We start from the raw sequence: 19,727 nt of genomic DNA, 5'->3' as shown, positions 1-19,727 counted from the left end.
AAGAATTATCAATTATGCAAAATTTTATTTCTCAATTACCAACTCCTTTGGAGATCCTATTGGATCCAATTTCATTAATTGTTTATGCCTTATTTGGAGGTTTATTTATGTGGGAGTCCATCTTTCCTGCGCGGAAACTTCCCAAGATAAAATATTGGAAACTAAGAGGATTACTTTTTTTTCTAGCATACATGCTATTCACTACCTATATACCATTGGTATGGGATGGTTTCTTTGCCTCTTACCAATTAATGGATTTAAGCACTATGCCCCTTGCCTTCCAAGTAATCATTGGCGTTTTCCTATTTGAATTGGTTCAATATGGCTGGCATATAAGCATGCATAAATCTGACTTTCTGTTCAGGGTATCTCATCAGATACACCACAGTGCAGAACGATTGGACGTTCCAAGCGCTTTCATGTTTAGCTTGAACGATATGATCGGATTATCGCTGGTAGGATCAATAAGCTTTGCATTGATTATGGGGTTAGCACCCCAAGCCATTACCATAATTATTTTGGCTCTCACTTTTATGGGGATTTTTCAACATGCCAATATAAATACTCCAAGATGGATTGGTTATATCATTCAACGACCAGAAAGTCATACCATTCATCATGCCAGAGGAATTCACAAATACAACTATACAGATTTACCCATAATAGATATGCTGTTCGGGACTTTTAAAAATCCAAAAAACTATGAACATGAAACAGGGTATTATTTAGGTGCTTCAAATCGAATATTAGAAATGCTCCGCTTTAAGGATGTAACTACAAAGAAAAACAATGAAAAAAAATAGCGCGCCCTGGAGTGGTTGGAGTAGGCGTACAAATGAAGCTAATTTTTATAGGGACGTTTCTGGCAAAGTGAGAAATCTATTATTCGTCAAGAATGTTTCAAGGAAAGAAAATGAATTCCTAACATAGGTCAAGTCCAAATGTTTGTTTAAGGTTTTCGCCCAATATAATTTTGCGGTCTAAAGGTTTAAATGAAAGATTATGGAAAGCTTCATTTCACAATTACATACACTCATAGAGGTTCTATGAATCATTAATAACGTTTTAAAATAATTCTTCCTTCGGGAATTCATATTGTCAAATCAAAAAACAAAAAAAAATGAGAAAAATAAGCCTTATTGTAATAACCATGCTACTTGCCCCAATAGTGTATTTTTCGGCAAAAAAAATGATCAAAGGCAAGTCTGATACTTCACCTAAATTGGCGTATAGTTTTATTAAATGTACTCCTGCTAAATTTTTATTGGAAGATGTGGATACCACAAACCAAATTTCCCCGCTTTTCAAAAATTTAGGGAACCTTCATTTTTCAATAACCACAGAAAAGGAAAGGGCGCAAGCATTTTTTGAGCAAGGTGTGAAGCTATCCTATGCCTTTAACCATGCAGAAGGACACCGTTCATTTATGGAAGCAGCACGTTTAGACCCCAATGCGGCAATGGCTTATTGGGGGCAAGCCTTTGCGTTGGGGCCAAATATCAATGACCCCCTACCCGATGATGAACGTAAAAACAAGATAAATGAGGCAATGACCAAAGCCAAACGTTTGGCACCAAGTGCAACTCCTCGGGAAAAGGCCTTAATAAAGGCCTTATCTGCTAGATATAGTGAAGATTTGACCAAAGATGTAGCCGAACTGAATATGGCCTATATGGAGGAAATGGCCAAGGTGGTTAAAAAATTCCCTGAAGATGCCAACATTCAAATTTTATATGCGGCATCTGTAATGAATACGGTACCGTGGAATTACTGGGACAAGGATGGGAATCCATCCCCAAATATTGCAGAAGCCAAAGCTGCTCTCGAAAAGGCAATGAAACTTAAACCAGAAAACCCTGGAGGGCACCACTACTACATTCATATGGTAGAACTACCTTATCCAGATTTAGGGGTTCCCAGTGCTGATAAACTGGCCTCTTTAATGCCTGGAGCTGGCCATATTGTCCATATGCCATCACATATTTATATTCGTGTTGGTCGTTATCTAGATGCCGTTAAGGTAAATCAGGCCGCTATATTGGCAGACGAAGATTATATTGCCCAATGTTTTTCACAGGGATTGTACCCATTAGCTTATTATCCTCATAACATTCATTTTTTATGGTCTTCGGCAAGTTTATTGGGTGCTAGTGAAATTGCCATAGATGCAGCTAAGAAAACAGCAGAAAAGGTGCCCGTTGGAGAATTTGTTGAAATGCCTTTTCTACAAGATTTTGCTTCAACACCACTATTAGCTTATGCAAGGTTTGGAAAATGGAACGAAATTTTGTCTATTCCGGCACCTAGTCCCAATATAAAACACCTTAACCTTATTAGACATTATGCACGAGGTTTAGCTTTTATAAGGAAAGGGAATTCAAAAGAAGCCCAAGAAGAATTAGAGGCCATTGCCACACTCAAAAAAGATCCAGAACTGGAAACTTTAGTGGCAACTGCTAACAACGCTTCCATCCATTCGGCCAACATTGCATATGAAGTGGTAGCCGGTGAATTAGCCGCAATGGAGGGCGATCTAACAAAAGCCATTGAACATCTTAGTAATGCTGTGGTCTTTGAAGATGGTTTGACCTATACCGAACCTGCAGCATGGCATATTCCAACTCGTCAAAATTTAGGTGCTGTTTTAATGCAAGCCAAAAGATATGATGAAGCTGAAAAAATATACAAAGAAGATCTAGCAGTATTAAGACAAAACGGATGGTCACTAATAGGACTATATAATGCCTATATGGCTCAAGGAAAGTTTGTTGAGGCCAAGAAAATAAAAAAGGAGTTTGATAGCGCCTGGGAGCATGCCGATATTAAAATAACAACTTCAGTTTTATAGTCATGGCCAAAATAAGATTTAAGATGCCCAAACCATTTATGTTGCTTCTACTTTCTTTAGTCATAGTCTTAACGGTGCTATTTACAGTACTTGAACCAGTTGAGGAAAAGCTAACAGTATATAACCCTGTCGATGTGCATCCAGAATTGGTTGACAAAAGTCTGCAGGGTATCGACAAAAATCATACTGTAGCGGATTTTGAGTTAATAAATCAAAACGGAGAAACAATTACTCAGGATGCATATAAAAACAAGGTTTATGTCACGGATTTCTTTTTTACTAGCTGCCCAAGCATCTGCCCCGTCATGACCAATAATATGGCTAAAATTCAAAATGAATTTTTAAGTGATGACAACATTATGCTTCTCTCCATATCGGTAACACCTAATGTCGATGACATTCTTAAACTACGTGATTATGCAGACAACAAGGGTGTGATAGATTCTAAATGGAATGTTACCACTGGGAATAAACAGCACATATACCAACTAGCGCGCAAAAGTTATTTTGCAGTTACTGATGAAGGTGATGGAGGACTACAAGATTTTATTCATACACCCAATTTCATACTGGTAGATAAACAAAAACAAATCAGAGGTATTTACAATGGTATCGATGATAATGAAATACTTCGTTTAATCAATGATATCAAGATTTTGACCAACTGATTTAAAAACAGCTTCTAATTAGTTAAACACATTACTAAAATCCTTTACAAATGTATGGGCTTAGCTCCTATTGCCTAAAAAGTACGCAAAACGTGTACTAATTAGCCACAACAAATTCATTTACAAACAATAACGCATGAAAATTATTAAGAGCATCATTTGCTTAACCGCCTTTTTGGCACTTTGCAAAGAAAGTTTAACCGCCCAAGAAGGTCATGAAACAAACACAGTTCAAGATTCTATTATAATTGATGGGCACTGGAGAACTTTTGAATATCACCTTCCTCAATATCCCATTAACAACTCTCGACTTCTGTTTGTTTTACACGGAGATGCAATGACCTCCAAATCCATCCAAAACGCTACTGGCTTTGAGTTCAACAAATTAGCAGACCGGACAGGTGCTACAATAGTTGTCTATCCCCAGGGATATAAAGATTATTGGAATGATTGTAGAAAAGAAGCTTCTTTCGAAACGAAAAATAAAGGCATCAATGACGTAGCTTTTATCAAAGCTATTATTCAGAGAATGGAAAGAAGATACCACATTGATCGTAAAAACGTCTTTGCCACTGGTTATTTCAATGGAGGGAACATGTGTTACAAACTGGCCAAATCTATCCCTGATTCTTTTAAAGGATTCGCCGTAATAGGTGCAAACTTATCAACAAAAACAAATGATGATTGTGTCTCATTGGACCAGTCTGCTTCTATAATGATTATTAATTATTTATCAGACAGAACTAGCCCCTACATGAGCTGGGAAGTTACTTCATTAGACGGATTTACGAGAGGAAAAGTGCTGCCAACCAATGAAACATTGAACTATTGGCTGAATCTTCTGGAAAAGAATGATAAAAAACCGTTGTCTTCTCTTTCATCCACCATTGTAAAGGCTAAATCAACATTTTTCAGAGATGATTATTATTCAGAAGAAAAGAATAAAAGGGTTTCACTCTTAAAAATAGTAAAAGGCGGGTACCCTTTTCCCAATCCTCATGTTGACCAATGGTCACAAATAGTAGCCAATATGAATAAGCACATTAACATACCAGAAACAGTGATTCGCTTTTTCTATCAAGTACAATATTCCAATACGGGTTATTCTACTAAGTAGTCATCACAATCAAAAGAATATCAATTCATTAACATTCAATTTTTAACATCATGAAGATTATTAAACATATTTTTTTAGCATCAATCGCATTGTTTATTGCAAGCTGTAACAGTGATGATAACACTGCAGGTTCTCCAGAGCCCACGCAGATTCAACTAAAAGTAACAGCACGTGGAACTGTATTGGGGCAACCTAAAACTATAGTGCATCCCAAAACAGGAGAAACCTTAGAACCCAACTGTTTTTTAATGGAACTTATAGATACAGATACAGGAAATGTAATCGGAACACTTGAAGATTGCGTCGTAAACAATGAAACTCCTAGTGACGGAACAATAACTTCTAGGGTTATAACATCCATAAATATTGATGGGCGTGGTACTATTCAAGCAGAAAATATAGTGTTCCAAGAATTATTACCTCCACTACAAGACCTAAATTTTAAAACTTCATTTACGCCGACCGAAGACAACGTCATAAATACAACTTTTGAATTTGAAGGAATGGAAGGCACTGTCTCTTTAGTTGGTGAAGTAAGCCTTAAAAACTTGGAGCAAGGCATTGTAACCTTCAATTGTGATTTCACCATCAATTTGGAATCATATTAAATCTTTAGTGCCGTAATCATAATGTGATTACTAAATAGTGTTGGTTAAGTGCCCATTGCCCTTAAAAGTATATGGGCACTTTTTCTTTTAAAACATTGAACTAACTAAAGAAAAAGTAACTACCCAATAATCTTAGAAATAAAAGCATTAAACATCATCATGCCCAATTTGCATGGATATTCACATTAAAAAAAACATAGCATGTGTACTACATACGAAAACAATACAGTTCTAGGTCCCATTAATTCCTGGATGTTTAAAGTGCTCTCCGGGTACATGAACTACCTTTTTGGAAAATCTAAAAGAAAACTTTTTAAAAGCCACCCTAAAACTGTTGTTGAAATTGGACCAGGAGCTGGAGCAAACATGCGATACCTAAAAAAAGGAACCAAATTAATCGCAATAGAGCCCAATATTCATATGCACACCAATCTGAAAAAAAGTGCAAAAAAATATGGAATAAACCTTGAGATAAAGGCAATTGTTGGAGAAGCTGTGGATTTACCTGATAATTCGATTGATTTTGTGGTTTGCACTTTGGTCATGTGCACTGTAAAAAATCCTTCCCAATGTGTTGAGCAGATAAAACGCATTCTTAAACCATCTGGTGTTTTTATATTTATCGAACATGTAAAAGCAAAAGAAAATACATTTGTATCGTTTATTCAGAATCTGACATTTAAACCTTGGTTTTGGTTTTTTGAAGGTTGTAATACTAAAAGAGATACCAAATCTTTATTAGAATCCGCAGGGTTTAGCTCTTTGGTTTTGGAAGAGTACAACTCCTACTCCCCTTTTATTCCTATAACACCACAAATTAGGGGAAGAGCAATAAAATAATGGTTTCTATATGAAAGTATAGATGATTCTGGAAGTCACTTTTTGACCAGAATTCATCTCAAAACTCCATAGTATAAGTCACAGTTTTCTTTTTCTCAACGTACTTGGTCTTATTTTATATTTTTTATAAAATGCGTTTGAAAAATTACCAAGACTGGAATAGCCTACTTCATATGCAATAAAGGTGATTTTATTATCAGTATTTTGAATTTCATTGTATGCCCTTTCCAGTTTTAATTCGATGCAAAAATCCACTACGCTTTTTCCAAAAGCATCCTTAAATTTAGTTTTAAGAAAGTACTGATTCAACCCAACAGCATTCGCAATTTCTTTGATGGATAACCTTTTGTGCTGATTTTTAAGAATGTACTCCTTCGCCTCAATGATTTTTTGTTTTGAAGCATCAGTAAACTGAATTGCTTTTTTTGTTTTCTCTTGCAATAAAGGAATAGAGTGAAATATCAAATCAATGAGCTTCGCTTCTATAAACACCTCTTTTAAATTCCCTGTAAAAGGATTGTGCTTTATAGCATTGATTATTTTTCTGGTCTTAGAATCTAATAACGCATATTCCTGATCCAGGAAATACTCGTCATTGGTTTCAATAACCGCTTTAAGCGATTGCAGTTCCTCAAAATCTTTTAAAAAAGAGTTTAAAAAATACTCAGGTTGTATCACAAAACCAAAACTTTCGTAATTGCAGTTCTTAGGAAAGTGAATAGCGCAATCCCCTAACTTCTCATAAATGATGGTAAAGGTATTTGGCTTAATTATAATCTCCTTTACATCATCTGCAACAATAGTTTTGGTTCTACCGGCTAACTGAAAATGAAATTGCAACCATTCCTCCTCAACCTCCTTGTAAATAACAACCTTTTCAAAGGTCTGCATTTTTGTAAAGTAGACTAAAAAGCCATTGATGGTCAATTCCTCCTTGTGTCCTGTATAGCCATCCCCTATTAACTCCAAAACTTTTTTTACTAAGCTAAAAAAAACTGACTTATCCTATTGCCAATTTTCAAATTCCATAACCATTATTTCCGATTCAATAACAAAAAAAGCGATTGCAAAATTAGTTTTACCTCTTAACAATATCTTATGCGCACTATTTTCATCATTATAGTTTTGGTCTTTGTTTCATTTCAATTTGCATTAGCACAAAACGGATTGGTTATAAAAAAAGCCAAAGGAAAAATTGAACTGGATGTCCAAATGAACGAGATGGATTGGCAGGAAGCGGCAATAGCAGACAGTTTTGCCCAATTCTTCCCTAGCGATTCCGTTCCAGCGAAAGCGCAGACCGAGATACGAATGACCTATGATGAGGATAACCTTTACATTTTTGCTAAAATGTTGAACTTAGGACCAAGGAAATATGTAACCCCATCATTACGTAGGGATTTTAGAGGTGAAGCCAATGATGTTATCAGTATTGTGCTTGATACCTATGCTGACAGGAACAATGCCTTCCTATTTGGGGTAAATCCTTTTGGGGTACAAAGAGAAGGACTTATAGCCAATGGAGGAAGTGTGGCAAGTTCAGACACTTTTTCAACTAGTTGGGACAATGTTTGGTATTCCAAAGCCCAAATATATGATGATCATTGGGCGGTTGAAATAGCCATTCCGTTTAAAACACTTCGCTATAAAAAGGATTTGAATAATTGGTACATAAATTTTTACAGGTTTGATAGCGAATACAGTGAGCAATCCACCTGGACTCCTATTCCAAGAAATCAGTTTATCATCAACCTTGCGTTTACCCAGCAATTAATTTGGGATGAACCTTTGCAAAAGACCAAAACAAACATCTCACTAATTCCGTATAGTATTTTTAGAAACTCCAAAAACTTTGAGACCGATACACCCACTATAAATGATTTTGATTTCGGTTTTGACGCCAAATTTGGCTTGGGTCCTGCTATGACGCTAGATGTTACTGCCAATCCAGATTTCTCCCAGGTGGAAGTAGATCAACAAGTAACCAATTTAGATAGATTTGAAATCTTTTTTCCAGAACGGCGGCAGTTCTTTCTAGAAAATGCTGATCTGTTTGCCAGTTTTGGTATTGATGGTACACGACCATTCTTTTCCCGAAGAATTGGGGTGACCAGAGATGAATCTACCGGACAGAACCTACAAAATGAAATTTATGGCGGAATACGATTAAATGGAAAACTCAACAAGAACTTGAGGTTGGGGGTGCTTAATGCACAGCTAAAAGAAAATGAGAATATTGATTTGGCGTCTACCAATTATCTGGTTGCCGCATTGCAACAGCGTATACTTAGTAGGTCTTACCTGAGCGCTACATTCATAAACAAACAGGCTTTTGTTGATTCCATTGGAGGGGATTTCACTTTTTCTCCCAACACCTACAACAGAACACTTGGAGTTGATGCAAATTTGGCCTCTAATGACAATACCTGGAATGGGAAACTATTCTACCATCAATCTTTTGATGAAACCAATTCAAGTTCCAATTATGCATTTGGTGGTTTTCTAAACTACAGTACGTATAAACTGGAATCCAATCTTACCGGTCAAAGTATTGGTGCTGGTTATAATCCCGAAGTAGGATTTGTAAGAAGACGTAACATCTTTCAATTAACTCCACAGGTTTGGTATAATTATTACCCCAAAAAAGGTGACATTCAAAAGCACGGCCCCGGCATTTCTGGTGACCTTATAAAAAACAACATCTCATTAGATGATTTGGATTGGAATTTGGGTCTTAATTATAGGTTTAATTATAAGAGTACAGCCTATTTGGAGCTATCCGCCGAAAAGCAATATACTTTCTTATTGAATTCTTTTGACCCTAGTGGTCTAAATGGTCTGGCACTCACAGAAGGAACAGATTATGAATATTCCTTTTTTAGTGCCACGTATAGATCCGATGCCCGTAAAGTTTTTTCCTATAATTTATCAACCCAGTTGGGAGAATACTTCAATGGATCTCTATACAATTTTGCCGGCACGCTTACCTACAGGTATCAGCCTTTAGGTTTTACCTCGCTTAATTTTGCCTATAATAATATTCGTCTTCCGGATCCATATAAAGATGCGGACTTACTTTTAATTGGTACGCGCTTTGATTTTACTTTTACAAAAAATATCTTTTGGACAACTTTTGTGCAGTTTAATAGTCAGATACAGAATGTGAATCTGAATTCTAGAATACAGTGGCGTTTTAAACCCGTATCGGATATTTTCCTTGTTTATACGGATAACTTTTTTGCGGAAAGTCAAACCGAAAGTGGAGGCCTTGTTCTACCTAGTATTCGCTTTCCAAGGCAAAGAGCGATAGTTTTAAAATTAAATTACTGGCTTAATTTATGATGATGGGTGTGTATCTAAATCACCTTCCTTTAAAGCTGGGCAAGTTGTGTGTCATTATATGAAACTCTATAAATGGCATCTCCAAAATCATCAGAAATTAACATAGAACCATCTTTTAAGAACAAAACATCAACGGGTCTGCCAAATGCTTCTTGTTCTTCATCGTTAAGCCATCCATCAATAAACGTTTCATAGCTCACGGCTTCATTGTTTTCCAATTTTACCAATGAAATCTTATATCCCACTTTAGAAGAACGGTTCCATGATCCGTGTTCGGCTATAAAGGCATGGCCTTTATATTCTTCTGGGAACATATTTCCAGTATAGAACTTAACTCCCAAAGGTGCCACATGAGCTCCCATAGCCTGCACAGGTGAAACAAAATCAGAGCAAGGGAATTCATCACCAAACTCAGGATCTTTTACAGTACCCCCATGGCAATAAGGATATCCAAAATGCTGACCAGCTTCAGTAACACGATTTAATTCGCATGGTGGAATATCGTCTCCCAACATATCTCTACCATTGTCCGTAAACCATAACTCCCCTGTTTCTGGATGCCACGTAAAACCAACCGTATTTCTTACTCCTTTGGCGTAAATCTCTCTATTGCTGCCATCTGGATCCATTCTTGTAATGGTAGCATAACGTTCATCTTCACTAGAACGCTCACATATATTGCAAGGTGCACCGACTGGAACATATAGTTTTCCATCTGGGCCAAAGGCAATGTATTTCCATCCATGATGAAATTCCGTTGGGTAGTCATCATAAATTACTTCTGGTTGCGGTGAACTGGAAAGTTCTTGTTCTATATTTGAATACTTTAAAAGTCTGCCTACTTCAGCAACATACAAAGCTCCATCTTTAAAGGCCAGACCGTTTGGAACTTCTAATGTAGAATCCAAAACCATTATTTTTTCAGCTTTAAAATCTCCATCTAAATCTTGAAGCGCATAGACGGTTTTTTCATTCCGTGTGCCTACGAAAAGTGTTCCATTATCTCCCATAGCCATTGACCGTGCTCCATCAATTCCTTCGGCGAACACCTCTATTTTAAAACCATCGGGAAGGTTTAAACTTTGTAAAGGCAAAGTAGTTTCCGCTTGCTCAAGCTCTTCCGCATCTTCCGCTATGGTTTCTTTTGATTCTCCTTTCTTCCCATTACAAGAGAAAACAAATAGAGATAGTGCTAACAAAAATGAAAATCTTTTAAGCATGTTGGTGTTTTTATTATGGTTCAAAATCTTTCTGGTCTAGGTATAATACTTTGCGGCAATAAAGTTAGGGTAATTTCAGAAATGTTCTTTTAAATGCAGCAAGATGCACTATCTGTTGTGTTCTGAATGGAATTTTGGGCAAAATTCCCTCCCTGTTCTAAATAAAAGTACTGTAATCCGGTTTGGTCAATATTAGAAAATGTTGTTTTATAAATTTTCTTCTATGAATTGTTGCAGGTTTTTTTCATCAATGATTTAGTCTTATTAATCGCTTTTACTTACCCGAAAGTAAGTAAAAAATTCTGCTCATATTCCAATTAAAACATCTCTTTAAGCATGGGTACAATCTGTTTCGCGCAACAAAATTTTCTCAAAAGAATGTTTTTTCAAGACAGCTGGCCGCAATTTTGGGACAAAACAGCTCTCAACAGTGCAGAACACTATAAATACTATGTCATTTGTGTTCATCTAAATATCATGAAAATGGACAGAAAAAAATTTCTTAAGCAAAACCTATTCCTTGGAGGTACCATGGTACTAGCACCGGGCGCACTTATAGCAAAGGAATCAACAAGTCAAGAAGCTGTTTTTAGTGGAGAATTAATTCTTGAATTCGTACTGGCTGCACATAAAAGCTTTGATGAAACAAAGAAAATCCTTGAGAAATATCCCCTATTGCTCAATTGCACCAGTCAATTTAAAAAAGGGGACTTTGAAACGGCAGTAGGTGGAGCCTCTCATATGGGCAGAAGAGATATTGTAGACTATTTGGTAAGTAAAGGCGCTAGATTGGATATTTTCAATTATGCTTTTTTGGGGTATGATGATTTTATAAAAAAAATAGTCACAGATTATCCATATTTACTCAATTCCTATGGACCACATGGTTTTACTTTACTGCATCATGCAGAGGTTGGAAAAAGAACCGAACTTGTTGAATGGTTCCAATCTAAAGGCTTAACCGAAAAAATGTTCAAAGGAGTTTTTGGATAGTATAAGACTGTTAAGAACGGTAAAGTCCAAGAAAAGGTCTTATAATTTTATGTATCTTCTTAGCACCGAAATTTTTTAAACATGCGGGTAATTCAGAGTGAAAAGCGTTTTTATTTTCTATCTATAATTCTGCTGGTTGTTATTTTTATCATTACCCTGATTCAAAATATGATTCGCTACAGCAATCATTCCAGTTATAGTGTTTGGGTGTCGATAGTGTATCTCTGTGTTTCAGTTCTTCTTTTTATCCCCTTTATAATCCTAACGCTCAGGCTCCAGAAAGAAATTAAAAAACGATATGCAAAATGGTTTTGGTTACTTGTTTCCGCTGCAACCATTTTAAGTCTTATTGTTTTCTACCTTTTATCCAATGTCATTTTACATGCGTTTGGATACTTCGATTCTTTTATAGATTCTGAATATGCCCGATACTATTTTGGCCGTGAAGCACTATATCATTTATTACTGATTGCAGCTTCCGCAGTCTACGTCTACAACATTAAAAACAAGACAAAAATCATACAGGTTTACAAAGGAAGAAAGCTAATGACCATTGGTCTTGAATTAATTGAATGGATTGAAGCTGAAGGGCATTATTTGAATTTTTATTCGGAAGCGGGCACTTTTATTAAGCGAGACCGTATAGGGGTATTGGCAGAACAACTGCACCCTGATTTTGTGAGGATCCACAGAAAGTATATTGTAAACAAAAGCCAAATCATAGCAAAAGAAAAAGATAAACGTGATGAATATATAGTGCTCTCCTCTGGAAAAAAATTGAAAATTGGTCAATCCTTTAAACCAATTTCTTGGTAGAAGATTTATTCCTTGTCATACTGTTCTACCCTACCAGTATACCAAATTGCAGTTCTGTGGGTACTGTTAATATTCAAGTTACTAGATAGCGAAGGTGTTAACTCTGCCATCACCTGGTACGTTTCCGTAGCTGAACTTATTGTAAACCGCATGGTATATCCTCTAGTCTTTTGATTAGGTACAATCTCAAAGCTCTTGGGAACGCCTTCAAATTGAATCCCGGTATTATTACTGTTATATGTTCCTCCCATTTGCCTTTCACCAAAATAAGGAAGGTTAGCTTCCACTTTGTCCCCAATAACTTTTAAATAACTTGCACTTCCAGATAAATCAATTCTATTTGCCGTACTTCCGTTAGGCAACAAACCTGCATTTGCAATACTGTTTATACTGCCGGTTGCCAATGGATTGGCCCAGTTAGCTTTAATTTCAAAAGATCTTCCTGAAACAAGATTGTTCAATACTTCAATTTCTTGAGCTGTTGCTGAAGGTTTTGGATTGGATGCACACCCAGCAACAACTATAATGAGCATACTCCAAATATATTTTCCAAATGTCTTCATAATCAGCAAAATATAATCCTAATACAAAGTACATAATCCTATAAAAAATTCCTATTTAAACAGTATATTTAACCTTCAAACCAGACCAATTTTTATGAAAGTACTGTTTTGTAAAGCCTTTGTGCTTTTCACTTTTTTCACCCTACACACCGTTCACTCACAACAAGTTCAACTGCAAGACTCCATTAAAAATAGGCCAGAATACCGAGCCACTGAATTACCACAAGATTTTGACATTGATGGTAACGTAATAAACGATCCTATTTGGCAGACTGTCCCAGCCATTGAAAACCTTATTCAGCTGCGTCCCAACTATGGACAGGCAGTTTCGGAAAAAACCGTAATAAGAATGGCGTATACCAATACTACATTTTACGTTTCGGTAATTTGTTATGATAAGGATGCCAAAAACATAGTCGTTTCTGACTCGCGTAGAGATGCAGATTTAAATGACGAAGACAGTTTCCTATTTATCATTGACACCTATAACGACAGACAAAATGGGTTTCTTTTTGGCACCAATGCGCAGGGCATGGAATATGACGCACAGATTGATAATGAAGGGAAGGGAAGTTTTAATACCAACAGACAACAGGGAGGTGTCATTGGTGGCACCAACTTAAATTGGGATGCCACGTGGAAGGTCAGATCTCAATTAGGAGAATATGGATGGAGCGCAGAGTTTGCCATTCCATTTAGGTCGTTACGATTTGCTGCTGGGAAGGACAAGACGTGGGGGCTTAATTTTAGAAGAAACATTAGCAAAAATACCGAGACCGCATATTGGACCTCATTGCCTTTAGGTTTTGATATGAAACGATTATCTCTTGCTGGAAAACTTACTGGACTGAACCTTAGAAATCCCGGTAATTTAAAGCTTATTCCATATGCATTGACCCAAGTAGTCAACAACAGTGCCGTCTCTCCGAGTGAAACAGATACAAATTTTGAATTGGGAGCGGACATAAAATACAGTGTTACGCCCAGTCTTACTTTAGATCTAACATACAATACCGATTTTGCTCAGGTGGAAGTAGATGATCAACAGGTGAATTTGGATAGGTTCAATCTCTTTTTTCCCGAAAAAAGGGCCTTTTTCTTAGAAAACGCAGGACAGTTTAGTGTTGGTAGTCCGGGTGAAGTAGATCTGTTCTTTAGTCGTCGTATTGGTATTGGTGACAATGGGGATTTAGTCCCCATCATAGGCGGAGCCAGACTTTCAGGTAAAGTTGGACAAACCAATGTGGGTTTCCTTAGTATGTTTACTGATGATGTTGATGAGGCTGGTATTGATCAAAACAATTTTTCCGTAGCTCGGGTAAATCATGATTTTCAAGGAACTCGATCTTCCTTAGGTGGTATATTTATCAATAGAGCTGGTTTAGGGAGTATGGAAGATGATTACAATCGTGTATACGCAATGGATGGCACCTGGGGAATAGGAAACAAAGCAGAGGTCACTGGCTTCGTTGCCAAAAGTACAACTCCGGGTATTGAAGATAAAGATCATGCATTTAAATTTTTGGGAAACTACAATTGGAATGGATGGGATTTACGAGCTGGCTATACGGAAGTTGGTGCTGGTTTTAACCCAGAAGTGGGGTTTTTACAGCGCACTGCCTTTAAAAAACCTGAATTTCTCATTTTAAAAGCGCATAGGGTGAAAAACATGGGGAATCTTCTTGAGATACGCCCGCATGTTTCATACCGTGGATATTGGAATTTTGATGATGAATTAATAACTGGTTTCCTTCATGTGGACAACCATTGGGAATTTAAAAGTGGTTTTGAAATCCATACAGGCATCAACTTTACGACCGAAAGGGTCTTAGAATCTTTTAACATCTCAGATGTCACTGTCCCAATAGGAGAATATAAGAATGAAGAATTGCAATTTGTTTTAATCACTAATGCCAACAATGCATTCTCTATGAACTTAAGAACTATTATTGGTGGTTATTTTAATGGTGACCGTATTACCAATAGTGGTACTGCCAATTATAGGATTGGTGATCGTTTTAACTCATCACTCACTTTTAGCCATAGCGATATTCAACTAGAAACTGGAAATTTGACTGCATTGGTGGGTGGTCTGCGACTCTCTTACTCCTTTACGCCAAGAATGTTTGTACAAAGCTTGATACAGCGAAACAATGTTTCAAGTATCACTGCTGTAAATGCTCGTTTTGGGTGGCTGCAAAACGCCAATACAGGTTTATTTGTAGTATTTAATATTGTAAAAGATGATGATGATTTAGACGCTTTGAACAATCAGATATTCACAGTAAAATATACCCATCGCTTTGATATTTTGAATTGACGTACAAGGGCATTAATTCGTTTTGATTTTAATCCCAGAATAATCCCCAAACCTACCTGTCACCAACCAACCACCAAAATCTTCAGAAACAGCCATTAGAAGTGTGTTTTTACCTTTTTTAAGATTGAGATATATAGCATCAAAAAGGCCTATGGTTCCCAAATAACGATAATCCCTGGAGCGCCATCTGTTGGTGCCTTTATAAATAGGCTGGCCATTTAAAATAGCTACGACCCTATCACTATAGCCAAATTCAAACAGTTTTATTTGAGGTGTATCGGAGTTAATTATGATTTTTGCAAAAACCGTATTTCCCGGCTTTCCATCACGCAATTTAACTTGTCTTGATATGTTTGCAGCTGTTCCTTCCTCTATGGTCACCTTTTTGCCCCATGTTCTTGATTCTATGATTGGTCTTAGTTTTGTGTGGTCAGCCAATAATTTTTCTTCAAACTTGTCTGATATCTCCCAACTCTGAACCAACCCGGTTATAGGCCTTCTTTCAATAGGTTCAAAGTTCTCAATAACATCTTTTTCTTTATCTACAACAATATTGGCAATATACATTCCTTTAGCATTACCGCCACTAAATGATATCCCCCCTTCTTTGGCTTCATGAAAAAGGTTCCAAGAAAGATGGGGTTTTTCTGAACAATCTAAATATACCTGTGCCCTATCATCGTTAACAACCAGTTTCACATGGGTCCAATCATCATATTTATAGTGATAAGGAAAAGAATATTTTGGTCCAAAATAAAGCTGCCAAGGTGATATTCCTTTGATTAAAGGTGCAGCTTGATTTGCATCTGGATTACCGGATTGATGGGGCCTGATATAGAAATGTTCTGCATCAGCATCATTTATCCTAAAATATACACCAGGAAACGCTTGCGCTTCTTTTAGATAAATATCATACTCTATGGTACCATTTAAAAAACTTTCATCTTTTAGAATCAGCGACCCAGCTTGAAGATAAACTGAAGGTTGCCCTTCATAAGTTTCCAGTACATAGGCTTTTGCTTCAATTTTCCAATGTAAAGTGTCCAATGGAATAGTATTCTGGGAAAAAATTGTTTGTACACAAAAAACTGTTAGCAATAGATTGAAAAATATTGTGGCTTTTGTTTTCATTGCATTCTTGTTTGATAGGACGAAGCTCGAATATTAACATGAAAAATGTGAAACAAGTTCGTTCAATATGGGGCATTATTGGACAATTACGTTTATTTTAAAGATGTTTGCACCAACAAATGAAACTATATCCAGAACATAAACTTGTTAAGACATGCTTACGCCAAATCGAGGAAAAGCTAGGCTGGGGAAATGCTGCTCAATGGCATAACCAAGTGTTTATAGAATTAAGTGAAACTATTGAGAAAGAGACCCATGTACTTTTAAGTCCAACTACGCTAAAACGGGTTTGGGGAAGAGTCAATTATAAAAATGCACCAAGCATAAGTACATTAAATACACTATCACAATTTGCAGGGTACCTTAACTGGCGTGACTTTAAAAATAAGGCAAATAGCAAAAACCCGTCATGGATAGAACGTAAAATTACGCCTAATGCTAGAATCATTGTAGTATCGGCATCCGCACTGACCCTTGTGTTTATTTCATTGTTCTCAATGATTGGAATTGGAAATAACAATGCTACAATTGATTCTTCTCTAATAAAGTTTTCGAGTCATCCCATTGTCCAAGGTATTCCAAATTCTGTTGTTTTTGATTTTGATTTATATGATATAAAATCAGACAGTATCTACATTCAACAGTTTTGGGACCGGACAAAAACGATTAAGATAAAACCAGAACAAAAACAGGCAACAGGCATTTATTATTATCCAGGATATTTTAGAGCAAAACTGCTTATTGATGGAAAAAAAATAAAGCAGCATGACTTATTCATAAAAAGCAATGGTTGGTTAGGCACAGTTAATTATGAACCTATTCCAAAATACATAAAGGAAGTTCGCCAAATTTCAAACAAACTATCGCTCCCCCCTAACGTTATTGATGAAATAGTGAAAAGTGAGAAGCCTCTTGTTTCATCATTCCATTATGTCAAAAATTTTGAAAAAGTCTCTGGTGACAATTTTATACTCAGCACCACTATAAAAAATGTATATAAAGATAAATGGGCTGTTTGTCAGCATGCATCTATTGTAATTATGGGTACAAAAAGTTCATTGATCATCCCTTTCTCCATACCAGGTTGCGCTTCAGAAATGGGAGTAATGTTGAGCGAAACCTACCTAAACGGTAAAGAGCATGACCTCTCTGACCTTGGCATAGCATTGGCTACATTCAGAAATATTAAAATTCAGGTGAGGGAAAAACATCTTACTGTTTTTGCGGAAAACAAAAAGGTGTTTTCAAAAACCTATAATGAGTCTATTGGAGACATAGCTGGTATTCGCTATCGTTTTTTGGGTGCCGGAGAAGTGAAAGACATTAAACTCACAGATACATCGGAAAAAACAATTCTAATAGATGATGACTTTATTCCACAGAATAATACAAAGTGAATCTACAAACTTTTTACAATTGCTAAAAAGTCTTGAATTTAGGCAATGTAAATGGGTATTATATTTTCTTCACACGAACGGCATTCATACCCTTCATACCTCTTTCAAGTTCAAAAGACACTTTATCATTCTCAGCGATTTCATCAATTAAACCACTAACATGACAGAAATATTTTTCTTGGTTCTCTGTATCAATAATAAACCCGAATCCTTTTGAAGTATCAAAAAATGAAACTTTTCCATTTCTTACAGGATCAAATTCTTCTTCATCACCCTCTTCTTTTTTAGGAATACCAAGTGTAATACTTTCGGCTTCAACAGCCATTTTTTGTGAAGGATCTGGTGGAGTGTCGGTAAGGTTACCGTTATGATCTACATACGCAAACTGAATACCAGTCTTGCCGCTTTCTTTAGCTTCGGCTTTTCTAGCTTCTTTCTTTTTTTGCTTCTCTTCTTTTTTCTTTAAGCGTTTTTTCTCTCTTTCTGATTTGTTATACGTCTGTTGCGATTTAGCCATAAATAATACTCCTGGAATTGAATTTTAAAATGATTAATATAAAATCGGTTAAAGATAATAAATGACAGCGTTGAAAACCCTGATTTTTTAATAATTCGTGATAATATTTCTTTTTATCACAATAATATAGCCAATTCCTATAAATGCTAAGCTCGCACAGCAATACATTATGAAAGGAATTCGTGAAATCATCTCTTGATAATACCATCCCGAACATAAGGCCCCTAGGCCTATTCCTGCTTCTAGGGCAATATACATAGTGGCCATGGCCTTGCCTTTTTGTTCTGGCAAACTCAAATCTATTGTCCATGCATTTATTGCAGGTGAAATTATGCCCATGGCAAGACCATATATTGAAGCACCAATCAATAATCCAGATTGCGTGTTTAAATAACCTATAAGGACCAAAGCAATCAAAAGCAATACAAGACCAACAACAATTACTTTTATCCTTCCATAACTATCGGAGAGCCTTCCAGCAATAAATCGTGCTAAAAGTGATGATATCGTGAACACAATAAAAAACACTCCTTTGTTCACAAAACCAACTGCTTCGGTCCAATCGGGTATAAGGGTAAGAATCACTCCAAAACCTACATACGATAAAAAGGTGATTATGGCCGGTGGCAATGCCTCCAGTGCTATAATATCGTTCTTGGATATCTTTAACAACCCTAATCGAAAACGTTGTTTCTGGGATAATGTTTCTTTTAAATTGATTATCAGTAACAATGCTAAAAAAGCCATTGCAGAAGAACTATAAAATAATACCGAATAGGAAAAATACAGTTTAATATAACTTCCCAAGGCAGGACCCAACGCCAGACCGGTACTAAAGGCTATTCCTTGAATACCCATGGCCTCTCCCAGTCTTTCTCTTGGAACAACATCTGAAACAAAAGTTGACGCTGCGGTTGGTGTAAATCCTGTGGAAAAACCATGAAACAAACGTAACAGCAAAAACCCATACACCGTAGTTAGAATGGGATAAAAACACCCACAAACCAAACATACCATAGCCCCAAAAACCATGACGGGCTTTCGGCCTATGGTATCCGTAAGCTTTCCACTAAAAGGTCTTGATATTCCCGCAGTAAGTGTAAAGAGGGCTATAATAAGACCAATATACTTAGCCCCTCCCAAACTGCTTAAATAAGAAGGAAGTTCGGGAATCAACATGTTATAACTTGCTGAAAAGAAAAGTGAACTCAAACAAATAAGAATAAATTTTGGGGTATACATTCCCTGTTTTGAAAGTGTAATTTTGTTTCTTCTGGTTGCCATCGCAAATCGTATTCCGTAACTTTAAGGGCAAAGAAATTACTTCTTCGCAGCACTAAAAAGGAC

17 protein-coding genes are annotated in these 19,727 nt (G+C 36.5%); 11 read left to right on the top strand and 6 right to left on the bottom strand.

Annotation, left to right across the window (positions count from 1 at the left end):
• Positions 1-14 precede the first annotated feature (14 nt).
• The 6 genes from LV704_RS17810 to LV704_RS17785 all read left to right on the top strand — a co-directional run bounded on the left by LV704_RS17810 (position 15) and on the right by LV704_RS17785 (position 6,081).
• Positions 15-803: a sterol desaturase family protein gene (locus LV704_RS17810; protein WP_163422346.1), complete on the top strand. Its 789-nt coding sequence runs from the start codon at positions 15-17 to the stop codon at positions 801-803.
• Positions 804-1,120: 317 nt separating this feature from the next.
• Entirely contained in the window at positions 1,121-2,848 is a 1,728-nt protein-coding gene (locus tag LV704_RS17805) for a tetratricopeptide repeat protein (RefSeq protein ID WP_163422351.1), read from the top strand.
• 23 nt (positions 2,849-2,871) lie between these two features.
• Positions 2,872-3,516 (top strand): SCO family protein, encoded by a 645-nt coding sequence (locus tag LV704_RS17800; RefSeq protein ID WP_233782079.1) that lies wholly within the window; start codon positions 2,872-2,874, stop codon positions 3,514-3,516.
• Between the two features lie 136 nt (positions 3,517-3,652).
• Positions 3,653-4,633, top strand: a complete 981-nt coding sequence (locus LV704_RS17795) for a PHB depolymerase family esterase (protein WP_163422354.1) — start codon at positions 3,653-3,655, stop codon at positions 4,631-4,633.
• Positions 4,634-4,683: 50 nt separating this feature from the next.
• Positions 4,684-5,241, top strand: coding sequence for a hypothetical protein (locus tag LV704_RS17790; protein ID WP_163422355.1), 558 nt, complete (start codon positions 4,684-4,686; stop codon positions 5,239-5,241).
• Between the two features lie 201 nt (positions 5,242-5,442).
• Complete coding sequence (locus tag LV704_RS17785) at positions 5,443-6,081, top strand: class I SAM-dependent methyltransferase (protein ID WP_163422357.1); 639 nt, start codon at positions 5,443-5,445, stop codon at positions 6,079-6,081.
• Positions 6,082-6,159: 78 nt separating this feature from the next.
• Here the strand turns inward: LV704_RS17785 and LV704_RS17780 are convergent, their stop codons facing one another.
• Positions 6,160-7,050: an AraC family transcriptional regulator gene (locus tag LV704_RS17780; RefSeq protein ID WP_163422359.1), complete on the bottom strand. Its 891-nt coding sequence runs from the start codon at positions 7,048-7,050 to the stop codon at positions 6,160-6,162.
• 129 nt (positions 7,051-7,179) lie between these two features.
• On the opposite strand from LV704_RS17780, the gene LV704_RS17775 reads away from it, so the two are divergent.
• The gene (locus LV704_RS17775) at positions 7,180-9,423 is read left to right on the top strand and encodes a DUF5916 domain-containing protein (RefSeq protein WP_163422360.1); all 2,244 of its coding nucleotides are present in this window, start codon (positions 7,180-7,182) and stop codon (positions 9,421-9,423) included.
• 29 nt (positions 9,424-9,452) lie between these two features.
• Here LV704_RS17775 and LV704_RS17770 read toward each other — a convergent pair whose 3' ends face one another.
• Complete coding sequence (locus LV704_RS17770; RefSeq protein ID WP_163422362.1) at positions 9,453-10,643, bottom strand: sorbosone dehydrogenase family protein; 1,191 nt, start codon at positions 10,641-10,643, stop codon at positions 9,453-9,455.
• 483 nt (positions 10,644-11,126) lie between these two features.
• Between LV704_RS17770 and LV704_RS17765 the strand changes: the two genes are divergently transcribed.
• Both LV704_RS17765 and LV704_RS17760 read left to right on the top strand, forming a co-directional pair.
• The gene (locus LV704_RS17765) at positions 11,127-11,636 is read left to right on the top strand and encodes a hypothetical protein (RefSeq protein WP_163422364.1); all 510 of its coding nucleotides are present in this window, start codon (positions 11,127-11,129) and stop codon (positions 11,634-11,636) included.
• Positions 11,637-11,717: 81 nt separating this feature from the next.
• Positions 11,718-12,452: a LytTR family DNA-binding domain-containing protein gene (locus LV704_RS17760; RefSeq protein WP_163422365.1), complete on the top strand. Its 735-nt coding sequence runs from the start codon at positions 11,718-11,720 to the stop codon at positions 12,450-12,452.
• Between the two features lie 5 nt (positions 12,453-12,457).
• On the opposite strand, the gene LV704_RS17755 is transcribed toward LV704_RS17760, so the two are convergent.
• Entirely contained in the window at positions 12,458-13,015 is a 558-nt protein-coding gene (locus LV704_RS17755) for a DUF4251 domain-containing protein (RefSeq protein ID WP_163422367.1), read from the bottom strand.
• Positions 13,016-13,109: 94 nt separating this feature from the next.
• On the opposite strand from LV704_RS17755, the gene LV704_RS17750 reads away from it, so the two are divergent.
• Positions 13,110-15,335 (top strand): carbohydrate binding family 9 domain-containing protein, encoded by a 2,226-nt coding sequence (locus LV704_RS17750; RefSeq protein WP_163422369.1) that lies wholly within the window; start codon positions 13,110-13,112, stop codon positions 15,333-15,335.
• Between the two features lie 12 nt (positions 15,336-15,347).
• Here LV704_RS17750 and LV704_RS17745 read toward each other — a convergent pair whose 3' ends face one another.
• Positions 15,348-16,466, bottom strand: coding sequence for a hypothetical protein (locus LV704_RS17745; RefSeq protein WP_163422370.1), 1,119 nt, complete (start codon positions 16,464-16,466; stop codon positions 15,348-15,350).
• Between the two features lie 119 nt (positions 16,467-16,585).
• Here LV704_RS17745 and LV704_RS17740 point away from each other — a divergent pair, with 119 nt between their 5' ends.
• Positions 16,586-17,863, top strand: a complete 1,278-nt coding sequence (locus tag LV704_RS17740; protein WP_163422372.1) for a hypothetical protein — start codon at positions 16,586-16,588, stop codon at positions 17,861-17,863.
• Positions 17,864-17,921: 58 nt separating this feature from the next.
• On the opposite strand, the gene LV704_RS17735 is transcribed toward LV704_RS17740, so the two are convergent.
• Positions 17,922-18,380 carry a cold-shock protein gene (locus tag LV704_RS17735; protein ID WP_163422373.1) on the bottom strand — a complete coding sequence of 153 codons (459 nt, stop codon included), beginning with the start codon at positions 18,378-18,380 and terminating at the stop codon, positions 17,922-17,924.
• A gap of 87 nt (positions 18,381-18,467) precedes the next feature.
• Positions 18,468-19,664: an MFS transporter gene (locus LV704_RS17730; RefSeq protein WP_233782078.1), complete on the bottom strand. Its 1,197-nt coding sequence runs from the start codon at positions 19,662-19,664 to the stop codon at positions 18,468-18,470.
• Between the last annotated feature and the right edge of the window lie 63 nt (positions 19,665-19,727).

It is taken from the genome of Flagellimonas sp. CMM7 (genome assembly GCF_021390195.1).
Lineage (GTDB): Bacteria > Bacteroidota > Bacteroidia > Flavobacteriales > Flavobacteriaceae > Flagellimonas.
This window is presented reverse-complemented; position numbering and strand designations above follow the sequence as displayed.